At 56.0% G+C, this 14249-nt stretch carries 13 protein-coding genes; 5 read left to right on the forward strand and 8 right to left on the reverse strand.

Going from position 1 to position 14249, the window contains the following annotated elements; all coding sequences use genetic code 11:
• Nucleotides 1–3: 3 nt before the first annotated feature.
• From yidZ to GO007_RS29730, 8 genes are all read right to left on the reverse strand, one after another.
• Nucleotides 4–963, reverse strand: coding sequence for an HTH-type transcriptional regulator YidZ (yidZ, locus tag GO007_RS18330; protein WP_095102371.1), 960 nt, complete (start codon nucleotides 961–963; stop codon nucleotides 4–6).
• The gene (locus GO007_RS18335; protein ID WP_095102374.1) at nucleotides 932–2116 is read right to left on the reverse strand and encodes an MFS transporter; all 1185 of its coding nucleotides are present in this window, start codon (nucleotides 2114–2116) and stop codon (nucleotides 932–934) included. The genes yidZ and GO007_RS18335 overlap by 32 nt, the downstream gene beginning before the upstream one ends.
• 179 nt (nucleotides 2117–2295) lie before the next feature.
• Nucleotides 2296–3660 carry a tRNA uridine-5-carboxymethylaminomethyl(34) synthesis GTPase MnmE gene (mnmE, locus tag GO007_RS18340; RefSeq protein WP_095102377.1) on the reverse strand — a complete coding sequence of 455 codons (1365 nt, stop codon included), beginning with the start codon at nucleotides 3658–3660 and terminating at the stop codon, nucleotides 2296–2298.
• Nucleotides 3661–3854: 194 nt separating this feature from the next.
• A complete protein-coding gene (gene yidC / locus GO007_RS18345) occupies nucleotides 3855–5504 on the reverse strand; it encodes a membrane protein insertase YidC (protein ID WP_095102380.1) in 1650 nt (549 codons plus the stop codon).
• A gap of 2 nt (nucleotides 5505–5506) precedes the next feature.
• Nucleotides 5507–5764, reverse strand: coding sequence for a membrane protein insertion efficiency factor YidD (gene yidD / locus GO007_RS18350; RefSeq protein ID WP_071844869.1), 258 nt, complete (start codon nucleotides 5762–5764; stop codon nucleotides 5507–5509).
• Complete coding sequence (gene rnpA, locus GO007_RS18355; RefSeq protein WP_071844868.1) at nucleotides 5728–6087, reverse strand: ribonuclease P protein component; 360 nt, start codon at nucleotides 6085–6087, stop codon at nucleotides 5728–5730. Before rnpA ends, yidD begins: the two co-directional genes overlap by 37 nt.
• Before the next feature lie 15 nt (nucleotides 6088–6102).
• Nucleotides 6103–6243, reverse strand: coding sequence for a 50S ribosomal protein L34 (gene rpmH / locus GO007_RS18360; protein ID WP_004871828.1), 141 nt, complete (start codon nucleotides 6241–6243; stop codon nucleotides 6103–6105).
• A 218-nt stretch (nucleotides 6244–6461) separates the two neighbouring features.
• On the reverse strand, nucleotides 6462–6542 hold the full coding sequence (locus tag GO007_RS29730) for a hypothetical protein (protein WP_463351420.1): 81 nt from the start codon (nucleotides 6540–6542) through the stop codon (nucleotides 6462–6464).
• A 321-nt stretch (nucleotides 6543–6863) separates the two neighbouring features.
• On the opposite strand from GO007_RS29730, the gene dnaA reads away from it, so the two are divergent.
• The 5 genes from dnaA to yidA all read left to right on the forward strand — a co-directional run bounded on the left by dnaA (nucleotide 6864) and on the right by yidA (nucleotide 14051).
• Nucleotides 6864–8267: a chromosomal replication initiator protein DnaA gene (gene dnaA, locus GO007_RS18365; protein ID WP_095102383.1), complete on the forward strand. Its 1404-nt coding sequence runs from the start codon at nucleotides 6864–6866 to the stop codon at nucleotides 8265–8267.
• Nucleotides 8268–8271: 4 nt separating this feature from the next.
• Complete coding sequence (gene dnaN / locus GO007_RS18370) at nucleotides 8272–9372, forward strand: DNA polymerase III subunit beta (protein WP_095102386.1); 1101 nt, start codon at nucleotides 8272–8274, stop codon at nucleotides 9370–9372.
• A 139-nt stretch (nucleotides 9373–9511) separates the two neighbouring features.
• On the forward strand, nucleotides 9512–10585 hold the full coding sequence (gene recF, locus GO007_RS18375; RefSeq protein ID WP_095102390.1) for a DNA replication/repair protein RecF: 1074 nt from the start codon (nucleotides 9512–9514) through the stop codon (nucleotides 10583–10585).
• Between the two features lie 28 nt (nucleotides 10586–10613).
• Entirely contained in the window at nucleotides 10614–13028 is a 2415-nt protein-coding gene (gene gyrB / locus GO007_RS18380) for a DNA topoisomerase (ATP-hydrolyzing) subunit B (RefSeq protein WP_095102394.1), read from the forward strand.
• 210 nt (nucleotides 13029–13238) lie between these two features.
• Nucleotides 13239–14051: a sugar-phosphatase gene (gene yidA, locus GO007_RS18385; protein WP_045853748.1), complete on the forward strand. Its 813-nt coding sequence runs from the start codon at nucleotides 13239–13241 to the stop codon at nucleotides 14049–14051.
• Nucleotides 14052–14249: the final 198 nt, after the last annotated feature.

The following is a 14249-nucleotide window of genomic DNA, read 5'->3' on the forward strand; positions in this document are numbered from 1 at the left end:
GCGCTACAGCGGGTCCGTATAGAGTCGTTTCAGGGCTTCCCTGAGCCAGACGATTTTTGGGTTGTAGCTGTTGCGCTTATGCCACAGCAGGACGAAAGGCACCCTGACTTTTTCCAGCAGCTGGGGCTCCAGAGGGAGAAGGCGGGACACCAGCGGCAGCTGGTGCTGGCGGTTATAGTGGTGGCAGTAGCGCGGTGCCGTCGCCAGCATGTGGTGATCCGGCTGAGCGGCCATAAACAGCGATTGCTCAAAGCCAGGCAGGGTCAGGGCGACGGTGCGCTTGTGTCCCAAATCGTGCAGAACCTCATCCAGCGCCCAGGTATCGATCTGCTCCCAGCTGATATTGATATGCGGGTAGCGTAAAAAGGTCTCCAGATTCCACTCTTCGCTGAGGGCCGGATGATCCGCGCGCAGCCACACCTGCGGCAGATCGGTAAACAGCACCTCAAAATCGATATACCACGGCAGCTGGCTCAGCTGTTCGCGTGAACGCGGGTGCGTTTCCCGCCCGCAAAATCCAATATCAACCTCGCCGCGAATAATGGCATCCAGCGAATCATAGTCCCAGCTGCGCAGGCGGATCAGCGCCTGGGGATAGCGCTGGTAGATCTGCCGGGCAAGGGTATCAAACAGGATCATCATGAGCGGCATTTCCGCCGCCAGTTCGAACTTCAGACCGCTGGGCATGGCGTGATGCGGCTTATCCAGGATCTGGTTGCCCATCTGCATCCAGTCCGCCAGATCCTGCTCCATGCTGGTCATCAGCGGGGTGGGCGTCAGGCCGAGGGGCGTTTTAACGAATAGCGGATCGTCGAACCAGGCGCGGAGTTTGGCCAGCGACTTGCTCACCGCCGACGGCGAAACGTTCATTCGTTTCGCCGTGCGGGTGACGCTGAGCTCCTGGGTTAAGAGCTGCAGGCAGAGTAATAAATTAAGATCGAGACTCGACAGGGGTTTCTTCATAAGTTTGCGCGGCCCGTGCGGGGGCAGCGGCCACAATCAGCACAATGCTGACTATGCTACAGCCAATGAGGATCCCGATCAGCATATTCATTGCGCTTAAGCCAACGATAGCGGCCAGCCAAATCCATAGCGAAGAGCCGCAGACCTGAGCGATACCCAGCGCGGAGCTGGCGACGCCGGCGCGCAGGGTAAACGGCCCCAGCGCCTGGCTCATTGCCACGCCGAAGCCGACGGAGAAGCCCGCGCAGATCAGCGCCAGGCCCAGCATGGTCACCGTTTGGCTGGTGGCGAGGCTGAGCAGCGCCCCGGCGATAAAGAACATCACCTGCGAGGTTAGCATCAGGGTGCGCGGCTTAAACAGGGTGAGCGCAAAGGGCGTGGAGAACGACACAGCCATGCTAATCAGCGCCATGAGGGCCATCGCCATCGAATATTTGCCGCGGTCGAAGCCCATCTCCTCCATCATCAGAACCGGCGAGACGTTCACGTAGGTCAGGATGGCGGTCACGCTGAGGGTGGTAATGACTACCCGGCTGAGGAAAAAGCGGTTCAGCAGCGACTCGGAGCCGGCAGGTTGCTGAGCCGACTCGCCTGGCAGCGCGGTCGGCCGCGTCTCCCGCAGCACGAAGATCGAAAGCAGACCGACCATCACGCCCATGCCGGTCATGGTGTAGAACAGGCTTTGCCACGGGTACCTAAGCATAATCAGATGACCCAGTACCGGAGCCAGCACCGGGATAATGCAGGTAATGCCGTTGAGGAGCGATAGCACCTTGGCGCGCCGCCGGTCATCGAGGGTGTCGCGCAGCACCGCAAAGGCCACCACGTAGCAGCTCCCGGCGCCGATGCCCTGAATAAAGCGTCCGATCAGGAAAAGGGTGCTGGTATGCGCCAGCGAACAAAGAAGGGAGGCCAGAATAAAGATAAAGGCACCAAATACGGCGACCGGTTTGCGTCCGGACTTATCGGCAATGCGCCCGGCAAACAGCATTGCGGTGGCCATACCCGCCAGGTAGACCGAGAACGCGATATGCAGCTGCGCCTCGCTGGCCCCCAGATCCTGCGCAATTCTCGGCAGACCGACCAGGTACATATCAATGCCGGATGGATAGAGCAAAACCAGCGCAAAACCACAGATCAGAAAGCGTGCCATAGAACCCCTCGCGATAATAGTGCCGTACAGAGTAATGGTGAATGCGTGCCAGTACGAGTTGCCATTTGGACAACAATGATTTCCTGGGAGGAAAAACGGGGGGCTAATAAGTAAAAACCCGCATTAACAGCCGGTTAATGCGGGTTAGTGAACGTTTACGCACGACTACGGACTAAACGTTATTTACCAATACAGAAGCTGGAGAAAATGCGCCCCAGCAGATCGTCAGAGGTAAATTCGCCGGTAATTTCGCTTAAGGCCTGCTGCGAGAGCCGCAGCTCTTCTGCCAGAAGCTCGCCGGCCCATGCGCCAAGCAGCTGGGCCTTACCCTGCTGCAGATGGTTGGCTGCCGCTTCCAGCGCCTGCAGGTGGCGGCGGCGGGCGAGGAAGCCGCCCTCCATATTGGTCTCGAAGCCCATGCTCTGCTTAAGATGATTGCGCAGCGCCTCAACGCCCTCTCCGGTACGCGCCGACAGGCGAATAAGCGAGTGACCATTTACTTCACTCAGACCCAGCGTTTCGCCGGTAACGTCGGCTTTATTGCGCACCACGGTAATCGGCAGTTTTGCCGGCAGGCGTTCGATAAAGTCCGGCCAGATCTCCGCAGGGTCGACGGCGTCGGTGGTGGTGCCATCCACCATAAACAGCACCCGGTCGGCCTGGGCGATTTCCTGCCAGGCGCGCTCGATACCGATGCGTTCAACCTCATCGTTGGCGTCGCGCAGACCGGCGGTATCGATGATGTGCAGCGGCATGCCGTCGATGTGGATATGCTCGCGGAGCACGTCGCGGGTGGTTCCGGCGATATCCGTCACAATCGCGGCTTCACGCCCGGCCAGCGCGTTCAGCAGGCTCGATTTCCCGGCGTTGGGGCGCCCGGCAATCACCACCTTCATCCCTTCCCGCAGCAGGCTGCCCTGACGGGCCTCAGCGCGAACCGCGTCGAGATCGGCGATCACGTCGTTAAGCTGGGCCTCTATTTTGCCGTCGGACAGGAAGTCGATTTCTTCGTCCGGGAAGTCGATTGCCGCTTCGACGTAGATACGCAGGTGGGTCAGCGCTTCCACAAGGTGGTTTACGCGCGCGGAGAAGGCGCCCTGCAGCGAGTTTAGCGCCGAACGCGCCGCCTGCTCGGAGCTGGCGTCAATCAGATCGGCAATCGCCTCGGCCTGAGCCAGGTCGAGCTTATCGTTGAGAAACGCGCGTTCGGAGAACTCTCCCGGGTTAGCAATGCGCAGGCCCGGAAGGGTCAGGATGCGTTTGAGCAGCAGATCGAGAATGACCGGGCCGCCGTGGCCCTGCAGCTCGAGGACGTCTTCGCCGGTAAAGGAGTTTGGCCCAGGGAACCACAGCGCGATGCCCTGATCCAGCGCCGTTCCGTTAACGTCCTTGAACGGTAGATAGTCGGCATAGCGCGGCTTTGGCAGCTTGCCGAGCACCGCCTGCGCGACCTCGCGCGCCTTCAGGCCGGAGATGCGCAGGATGCCCACACCACCGCGTCCCGGTGGGGTTGCCTGGGCGACGATAGTGTCGTTATGGCTCATGATGACTCTCTATGTAAATGTAAAAAAGGCGGTCTATTGACCGCCTTCTCTGGCATTAACTTTACCGTATATTCTCGAAATAGTTCAAGTTGCAGGAAGGCGGCAAGTTAGAGAGGCCCCAGGAGCTTACTCAAGTAAGTGACTGGGGCGAACTAACGAAGCCAACGCATCTGCGGCTTGAAGAATGAAGAGAATCAGGTTTTTTTCTTCTCGCGGCTATGCAGGCCACGCTTCTCCAGACCACGATAAATCAGCTGCTGCTGAATAATGGTGACCAGGTTGCTGACGATATAGTAAACCACCAGGCCAGACGGGAACCACAGGAAGAACACCGTGAAGATGACCGGCATAAAGGTCATGATCTTCTGCTGCATCGGGTCGGTCACGGTCGTCGGCGACATCTTCTGAATGAAGAACATCGTTGCGCCCATGATGATCGGCAGGATGTAGTACGGGTCTTGTGCAGACAGGTCGTGGATCCACAGGATAAACGGCGCATGACGCAGTTCAACCGAGGCGCTCAGCATGTAGTACAGCGCAAGGAAGATAGGCATCTGGATAATCAGCGGGAAGCAGCCGCCCAGCGGGTTAACCTTCTCCGCTTTATACAGGGCCATCATTTCCTGGCTTTGACGCTGTTTATCATCGCCCAGACGCTCACGCATTGCCTGAATCTTCGGCTGCAGCATACGCATCTTCGCCATGGAGGTGTACTGCGCTTTAGTCAGCGGGTACATGATGCCACGAACGATAAAGGTAATAACGATGATGGAGAAGCCCCAGTTGCCGAGGAAGCTATGGATCCATTTCAGCAGCTTGAACAGCGGCTGAGAAATAAACCACAGCCAGCCGTAGTCAACGGTCAGATCGAGGTGCGGCGCAACGGCAGCCATTTTGTCCTGAATTGCCGGGCCGACCCACAGCACGCTTTCCAGCTTATCGGTTTGACCCGGCTGTACCAGAACCGGCTGAGATTTGTAACCAATAGCGACAATACCGTTACCGAGGTTCGCGGTGTAGAAGCTGTTGGTGCCGCTGTTATGCGGAACCCATGCGGTAGTGAAGTACTGCTGCAGCATGGCGACCCAACCGTCTTTGGTGCTGACGTTCAGGTTTTCGTTATCGACGATAGTATCGAATTTGTATTTTTCGTACTTGGCATCTGCAGTTGAATACGCGGCACCGCGGAAGGTGTGCATCGTAGACAGGCCACCGGTTTGCGTATCGCGGGCGGTTGGCAGGTTAGCAGACTGTTTCAGCTGACCGAAGGTGGAGATCTCCAACGGTTTTTCGCCGACGTTCTGTACGTTATAGCCTACGTTCACCGCATACTCACCACGTTTCAGGGTGAACGTTTTGGTGAATACGTTGCCGGCCTGGTCGGTGTACGTCAGCGGAATGACGATTTCGTTCTGGCCGTCGGCCAGCACAAACGCATCTTTATCGACGTTATACAGCGGACGAGAGCCATTCGCCGGGTTATCCGGGCCATCACGACCGGTTAAACCGCTCTGTGCCTGATAGATAAACTGCGGAGTGGTCTCCAGTAGCTGGAACGGTTCGGTAGACTTCAGCGCTTTCGGGTAAGCCGGAAGCAACGCTTGCTCAACATCACCACCGCGGGTGTTGATGGTCAGATCAAGCACGTCTGTTTTAACCGTAATCAGTTTCCCTTGGCCACTGGCCGGTACGCCCTGGTCGGCGGCGCTACCCGCTGCTGTGGTCGTTGTCTGCGTGGTCTGCTGTTGCTGGGCTTGCGGATTGTTATCCTGCTCCCAGGCTTGCCAGATCATGAAAGACACGAACAACAAAGCGATGATAAGAAGATTGCGTTGCGAATCCATCGTTAGTGTTCTCTGGTATCAAATGGTCCAGGCGGGACGGGATCGTCACCACCAGGGTGTAAAGGGTGGCATTTTAATACGCGTTTCACTGTCAACCAACTGCCTTTTACCACCCCAAACCTGCGCAATGCCTCAATTCCGTAGCTTGAGCAGGTTGGAGTGAAACGACAATGCGGCCCGAGTAGCGGACTAATCAGGCGCTGATAGACCCGTATAAGGCCTATCAGGACCCGGGAGCCAGGCGACAATGGCGGCGCCATAATTTTTCCAACGCTTCCGAGAGAGCACGGTTATCGAGTTCGGCAACCCCTTTCTTTGCCACCACCACGAAGTCCATTGGCGGGAGTTCATGCTGACGTAAACGGAAGCTTTCACGCGTCAGACGTTTAATCCGATTGCGTTCATGCGCGCGTTTAACATTTTTCTTGGCGACAGTAAGACCGATGCGGGGATGCCCCAGCGAATTCAGGCGGCCGAGGATGGTGATTTGCGGCGTGCCAGCCCGTTGTGGCTGCTGGAAGACGAAAGTGAAATGACTGGGAGTTAACAAACGTAACTCCCTGGGAAATGCTAGCTTAACCACGCAGGGTTAGCTTTATTACTTGGAAACGGTCAGACGAGCACGGCTTTTAGCACGACGACGTGCCAGAACCTGACGACCATTTTTAGTAGCCATACGTGCACGGAAGCCGTGAGAACGGTTGCGCTTCAGTACAGACGGTTGAAAAGTGCGTTTCATGGCGGTTTCTACCTAAACTTGAATAATTTCACTGACTTTTGCGTATACCCGAACGAACTTCGAACGGCTAACGCCTCAGCGATGGTGATTAAAGAGGCCGGATTGTAATAATTGTACACTCCGGAGTCAATTCTCTTTCCTTATTTCTCACACCTTGTCGCACAAAAAATGAGCTGAGACAGGCTGCGGAAAACGGGCATTACGCACCGGGTGGAGGATTATACGGCCTGACGGGTAAAGCGCAAGGATCGCAGGGGATCTTTGTTAGATCGTTTAGGCCCAAAACTGGCATAGCTCATTAATTTTTCCAATATGTGGGCGAAATCGTGCCCCTCCTTTCCCTGGATCGATTACACTTACCCGGCTTCGATCCTTCCTGTGGATAAAACGGGAAGAATCTGTTGAGAAACACAAGATATCTTTTTCAGTTTAGGCTATGATCCCCGGTCCCGATCGCGATCCCCGGATCCGCATCGGACAAAAACCGCAGATAGCGGTTCGCACGTCACCCCTTTTGTGCAGGGGCTTTCGGCTTATGCAGGGCCTTGTCGACGTGTGCCAACAATCACGATTGTTTCTTTTTTTCTTTATATCGATTTTACGTTCGAGTGGAGTCCGCCGTGTCACTTTCGCTTTGGCAGCAGTGTCTTGCCCGATTGCAGGATGAGTTACCAGCCACAGAATTCAGTATGTGGATACGCCCGTTGCAGGCGGAACTGAGCGATAACACGCTGGCACTGTATGCGCCAAACCGTTTTGTGCTCGATTGGGTAAGGGATAAATACCTCAATAATATCAATGGACTACTCAATGATTTTTGCGGTGCTGATGCCCCACAGCTGCGGTTTGAAGTCGGCACTAAACCGGCAGTACAGCCGCAGCGCGGCGCGGTAAATAACGTCGCGGCAACCGTCCCGGCCGCGCAGGTTCAGATGACGCGCGTAGCGCCGACGATCGTGCGCCCGGGCTGGGATAACGTCCCGGCGCCGGCGGAACCGACCTACCGCTCCAACGTCAACGTCAAGCATACCTTTGATAACTTTGTCGAAGGTAAGTCTAACCAGCTGGCCCGCGCTGCGGCGCGTCAGGTTGCGGATAACCCGGGTGGCGCCTACAACCCGTTATTCCTTTATGGCGGTACCGGTTTGGGTAAAACCCACCTTTTGCACGCGGTCGGTAACGGCATTGTTGCGCGCAAACCGAACGCCAAAGTGGTCTATATGCACTCCGAGCGCTTCGTTCAGGACATGGTGAAAGCCTTGCAGAACAACGCGATCGAAGAATTTAAGCGCTACTACCGCTCCGTAGACGCCCTGCTGATCGATGATATTCAGTTCTTTGCGAATAAAGAGCGCTCGCAGGAAGAGTTTTTCCACACCTTCAACGCCCTGCTGGAAGGTAATCAGCAGATCATTCTCACCTCGGATCGCTATCCGAAAGAGATCAACGGCGTTGAGGATCGTCTGAAATCACGCTTCGGCTGGGGGCTGACGGTGGCGATCGAGCCGCCGGAGCTGGAAACCCGCGTGGCGATCCTGATGAAAAAAGCGGACGAAAACGACATTCGTCTGCCGGGTGAAGTGGCCTTCTTTATTGCCAAGCGTTTACGTTCCAACGTACGTGAGCTGGAAGGGGCGCTGAACCGCGTTATCGCTAACGCCAACTTTACCGGCCGGGCGATTACCATCGATTTCGTCCGCGAAGCGCTGCGCGATCTGCTGGCGCTTCAGGAAAAGCTGGTCACCATCGACAATATTCAGAAGACGGTGGCGGAGTATTATAAGATTAAGGTAGCGGATCTGCTCTCCAAGCGCCGCTCCCGCTCGGTGGCGCGTCCTCGTCAGATGGCGATGGCGCTGGCCAAAGAGCTGACGAACCATAGTTTGCCGGAAATTGGCGATGCGTTTGGCGGCCGTGACCATACCACCGTGCTGCACGCCTGCCGTAAGATTGAGCAGCTGCGTGAAGAAAGCCACGATATCAAAGAAGATTTTTCCAATTTAATCAGAACATTATCCTCGTGACGCTATGAAATTTACCGTAGAACGTGAACATTTATTAAAACCGCTGCAACAGGTAAGCGGCCCGTTAGGTGGTCGTCCGACGCTGCCCATTCTCGGTAACCTGCTGCTTCAGGTCTCGGAAGGCGCGCTGTCGCTCACCGGCACGGACCTGGAAATGGAAATGGTGGCGCGCGTTGCGCTGATGCAACCGCATGAAACGGGCGCAACGACGGTTCCGGCACGTAAATTCTTTGATATCTGCCGTGGCCTACCTGAAGGGGCGGAGATCGCGGTTCAGCTGGAAGGCGATCGGATGCTGGTGCGCTCCGGGCGCAGCCGCTTCTCGCTATCGACGCTCCCTGCCGCAGATTTCCCTAATCTCGACGACTGGCAGAGCGAAGTTGAATTCACGCTGCCGCAGGCGACGATGAAGCGCCTGATTGAAGCCACCCAGTTTTCGATGGCCCATCAGGACGTCCGCTATTACTTAAACGGTATGCTGTTTGAAACCGAAGGCGACGAACTGCGCACCGTCGCCACCGACGGGCACCGCCTGGCGGTCTGCTCTATGCCGTTGGGGGAATCGCTGCCTGACCATTCGGTGATCGTACCGCGTAAAGGGGTGATTGAGCTGATGCGCATGCTCGACGGCGGCGATACGCCGCTGCGCGTGCAGATTGGCAGCAATAATATCCGCGCCCACGTCGGTGACTTCATCTTTACCTCGAAGCTGGTTGACGGTCGCTTCCCTGACTACCGCCGCGTGCTGCCGAAGAATCCGGATAAACATCTGGATGCAGGCTGCGATATTCTCAAGCAGGCGTTTGCCCGGGCGGCGATTTTGTCGAACGAGAAGTTCCGCGGCGTGCGTCTGTACGTGAGCGAAAATCAGCTGAAAATCACCGCCAATAACCCGGAGCAGGAAGAAGCGGAGGAGATCCTCGACGTTTCCTACTCCGGCAGCGAAATGGAAATCGGCTTTAACGTCAGCTACGTGCTGGACGTGCTGAATGCGCTGAAGTGCGAAAACGTGCGTATTTTGCTGACCGATTCGGTTTCGAGCGTGCAGATTGAGGATGCGGCGTCGCAATCCGCAGCCTACGTTGTCATGCCTATGCGCTTGTAAAGAATATCGGGCTATCTTACTTGCCATTTTCAACCTGGGCTGTGCTCGCCCCTGTCACGTACTTCGTGTACGCTCCAGTGCCTGTGCGCAGTCCGCGTTGAAACTGGCTGCGACGATAACGCCCTGGCTATGAGTTGATATGTCGCTGACCCGATTACTCATCAAAGACTTCCGCAATATTGAAGATGCGGATCTCGCTTTATCTCCTGGCTTTAACTTCCTGGTTGGCGCCAACGGCAGCGGCAAGACCAGCGTGCTCGAGGCCATCTATACGCTCGGTCACGGCCGGGCGTTTCGCAGCCTGCAAATTGGCCGCGTTATCCGCCATGAGCAGGAGTCGTTTATCCTGCACGGACGCTTACAGGATAACGAGCGCGAGGTCGCCATCGGCCTGACTAAAGATAAGCTCGGTGACAGCAAGGTCCGTATTGACGGTACCGATGGGCACAAAGTCGCTGAGCTGGCGCATTTAATGCCGATGCAGCTGATTACGCCGGAAGGGTTCACTTTACTCAACGGCGGCCCCAAATACAGAAGAGCCTTTCTTGACTGGGGATGCTTTCACAATGAGAGCGGGTTTTTTACCGCCTGGAGCAACCTGAAGCGCCTGCTGAAGCAGCGCAACGCCGCGCTGCGTCAGGTCGGCCGCTATGCTCAAATTCGGCCCTGGGATCTGGAGCTTATCCCGCTGGCGGAGCAAATTAGCCGCTGGCGTGCCGATTACAGCGCCGCTATCGTCGAAGACATGGCGGATACCTGTAAGCAGTTTTTACCTGAATTCTCTCTGACCTTTTCCTTCCAGCGCGGCTGGGAAAAAGACACGGATTACGCCGAGGTACTGGAGAGAAACTTCGAGCGTGACCGCATGCTGACCTACACCGCCCACGGCCCGCACAAAGCGGATTTCCGCATACGTGCCGATGGTGCGCCGGTCGAAGATACTTTGTCACGTGGGCAGCTCAAACTCCTGATGTGCGCGCTACGGCTGGCACAGGGAGAGTTTTTAACCCGCGAAAGCGGGAGACGCTGTCTGTATCTGATAGATGATTTTGCCTCGGAACTTGATGACGCGCGGCGCGGGCTGCTTGCCAGCCGCTTAAAAGCCACGCAGTCGCAGGTTTTCGTCAGCGCAATAAGCGCTGAGCACGTAATGGACATGTCGGACAAAAATTCGAAGATGTTCACCGTGGAAAAGGGTAAAATAACGGATTAACCCAAGATTAAATGAGCGAGAAACGTTGATGTCGAATTCTTATGACTCCTCCAGTATCAAAGTCCTGAAAGGGCTGGATGCGGTGCGTAAGCGCCCGGGTATGTATATCGGCGACACGGATGACGGCACCGGTCTGCACCACATGGTATTCGAGGTTGTGGATAACGCTATCGACGAAGCGCTCGCAGGGTACTGTAAAGACATCGTTGTCACCATCCATAGCGATAACTCCGTCTCCGTACAGGATGATGGCCGCGGCATTCCGACCGGTATTCACCCGGAAGAGGGCGTATCGGCGGCAGAGGTCATCATGACCGTACTGCACGCAGGCGGCAAGTTTGATGATAACTCCTATAAAGTTTCCGGCGGCCTGCACGGCGTAGGCGTTTCCGTGGTTAACGCCCTGTCGCAGAAGCTGGAGCTGGTGATTCAGCGCGATAATAAAGTTCACCGTCAGATGTACGCCCACGGCGTGCCGCAGGCGCCGCTGGCCGTAACCGGCGATACCGAAAAAACCGGCACCATGGTACGTTTCTGGCCGAGCTATGAAACCTTCACCAACGTGATCGAGTTCGAATATGAGATTCTGGCAAAACGCCTGCGCGAGCTGTCGTTCCTGAACTCCGGCGTCTCCATCCGCCTGCGCGATAAACGTGATGGCAAAGAAGACCATTTCCACTACGAAGGCGGCATCAAGGCGTTCGTTGAGTATCTCAACAAGAACAAAACGCCAATTCACCCGAATATCTTCTATTTCTCCACCGAAAAAGACGGTATCGGCGTCGAAGTTGCGCTGCAGTGGAACGACGGCTTCCAGGAAAATATCTACTGCTTTACCAACAACATTCCGCAGCGCGACGGCGGGACTCACCTTGCGGGCTTCCGCGCGGCGATGACCCGTACCCTGAACGCCTACATGGATAAAGAAGGCTACAGCAAAAAGGCCAAAGTCAGCGCGACCGGCGACGATGCCCGCGAAGGCCTGATTGCCGTAGTCTCCGTGAAAGTACCGGATCCTAAGTTCTCCTCGCAGACCAAAGACAAGCTGGTCTCCTCCGAGGTGAAAACCGCGGTAGAGCAGCAGATGAACGAGCTGCTGAACGAATACCTGCTGGAAAACCCGTCAGACGCCAAAATCGTGGTGGGTAAAATTATCGATGCTGCGCGCGCGCGCGAAGCGGCACGCCGTGCCCGTGAGATGACCCGTCGTAAAGGCGCGCTGGACCTGGCTGGCCTGCCGGGCAAGCTGGCTGACTGTCAGGAACGCGACCCGGCGCTGTCCGAACTGTACCTCGTGGAAGGGGACTCCGCGGGCGGTTCTGCCAAGCAGGGCCGTAACCGTAAAAACCAGGCTATCCTGCCGCTGAAGGGTAAAATCCTCAACGTTGAGAAAGCCCGTTTTGACAAGATGCTCTCCTCCCAGGAAGTCGCTACGCTTATCACCGCCTTGGGCTGCGGCATTGGCCGCGACGAGTACAACCCGGACAAGCTGCGCTACCACAGCATCATCATCATGACCGATGCGGACGTCGATGGTTCGCACATTCGTACTCTGCTGCTGACCTTCTTCTACCGTCAGATGCCGGAAATCGTCGAACGTGGTCACGTCTACATTGCGCAGCCGCCGCTGTACAAAGTGAAGAAAGGCAAGCAGGAACAGTACATTAAAGACGATGAAGCGATGGATCAGTACCAGATTTCCATCGCCCTCGATGGCGCCACCCTGCACACCAACGCCAGCGCCCCGGCCCTGGCTGGCGAAGCGTTAGAGAAGCTGGTTGCCGAGTTCAACGCAACGCAGAAAATGATTGGCCGCATGGAGCGTCGCTTCCCGAAAACGATGCTGAAAGAGCTTATCTACCAGCCAACGCTCAGCGAAGCTGAACTGGCGGACGAACAGGCCGTAACCCGCTGGGTGAATAAGCTGGTAACCGACCTGAACGAAAATGAGCAGCACGGCAGCCAGTGGAAGTTTGATATTCATGAAAACACGGAACAGCAGCTGTTCGAGCCGATTGTTCGCGTCCGTACTCATGGTGTCGATACCGACTATCCGCTGGATCATGAGTTTGTGACCGGCGGCGAATATCGTCGTATCTGCGCCTTGGGCGAGAAGCTGCGCGGCCTGATTGAAGACGACGCGTTTATCGAACGCGGCGAACGCCGTCAGCCGGTTGCCAGCTTTGAGCAGGCGCTGGAGTGGCTGGTGAAAGAGTCCCGCCGCGGGCTCTCTATCCAGCGCTATAAAGGCCTGGGTGAAATGAACCCGGATCAGCTGTGGGAAACCACAATGGACCCGGATAGCCGCCGTATGCTGCGCGTCACCGTTAAGGATGCGATTGCCGCTGACCAGCTGTTCACCACCCTGATGGGCGACGCCGTTGAACCGCGCCGCGCATTTATCGAAGAAAACGCCCTGAAAGCGGCGAATATCGATATCTAAGCCGCGAATTCCCCGGTATAGCGCTTCGCTGACCGGGGTAACCGTTTGATAAACCCGGATCGCACGCTCAACGGCGTCATCCGGTTTTTTTTCAGCCGGAAAAGGGGAATGCCCCTGCCGAACCTATCCTCGTTTTCCCTGGCTTCTGTTGCTGTTTTTTGAGCGGAATCGCGTTAGCATGAGTCAGGACTCATCTTACCTGGGGATCTCATGGCCATTAAACTGATTGCAATTGATATGGACGGCACGCTTCTGCTGCCAGACCATACCATCTCTCCTGCCGTTAAAACCGCGATTGCCGCGGCGCGCGCGCGCGGCGTCAACGTGGTGCTGACCACCGGTCGGCCGTATGCCGGCGTGCACAGCTACCTGAAAGAACTGCACATGGAGCAGCCGGGAGACTACTGCATCACCTACAACGGTGCGTTAGTGCAGAAGGCAAGCGACGGCAGCACCGTCGCGCAAACTGCGCTGAGCTATGATGACTACCGCTATCTGGAACAGCTTTCCCGCGACGTCGGCTCCCATTTTCACGCGCTTGACCGCAATACCCTGTATACCGCCAACCGCGATGTGAGCTACTACACGGTGCATGAATCCTACGTTGCAACCATCCCGCTGGTCTTCTGTGAAGCAGAAAATATGGATCCCAACATCCAGCTGCTGAAGGTCATGATGATTGATGAGCCGGTGATTCTGGACCAGGCGATCGCCCGCATCCCGGCAGAAGTGAAAGAGAAGTATACCGTGCTGAAAAGCGCGCCATACTTCCTCGAGATCCTCGATAAGCGGGTCAATAAAGGTACCGGCGTGAAGTCGCTGGCCGATGCGCTGAATATCAAGCAGGAAGAGATCATGGCGATTGGCGATCAGGAAAACGATATTGCGATGATTGAGTTCGCCGGCGTTGGCGTCGCGATGGATAATGCGATACCGACCGTTAAAGAAGCGGCAAACTTTATTACTAAATCTAACCTTGAAGATGGCGTGGCGTATGCCATTGAAAAGTATGTTCTGAATTAATCCCTCTTCCCCTGGAACCAACCCGCGACCCTCGCGGGTTTTTTTATGCCTGCCGTTTCCCCGCCATCAATATTCTTATCATCAATTGTCGTTTTTGTGATCTAAATTGTAGTACAACACGATATCGTTGTACTACATTAAGGCCACGGTAATGATGAGTGCTATCACGTTAGTACTACAAAGTTGAGGCGAAATCCG

Source organism: Klebsiella sp. 10-1, from assembly GCF_009758445.1.
Classification (GTDB): Bacteria; Pseudomonadota; Gammaproteobacteria; order Enterobacterales; family Enterobacteriaceae; genus Klebsiella; species Klebsiella scottii.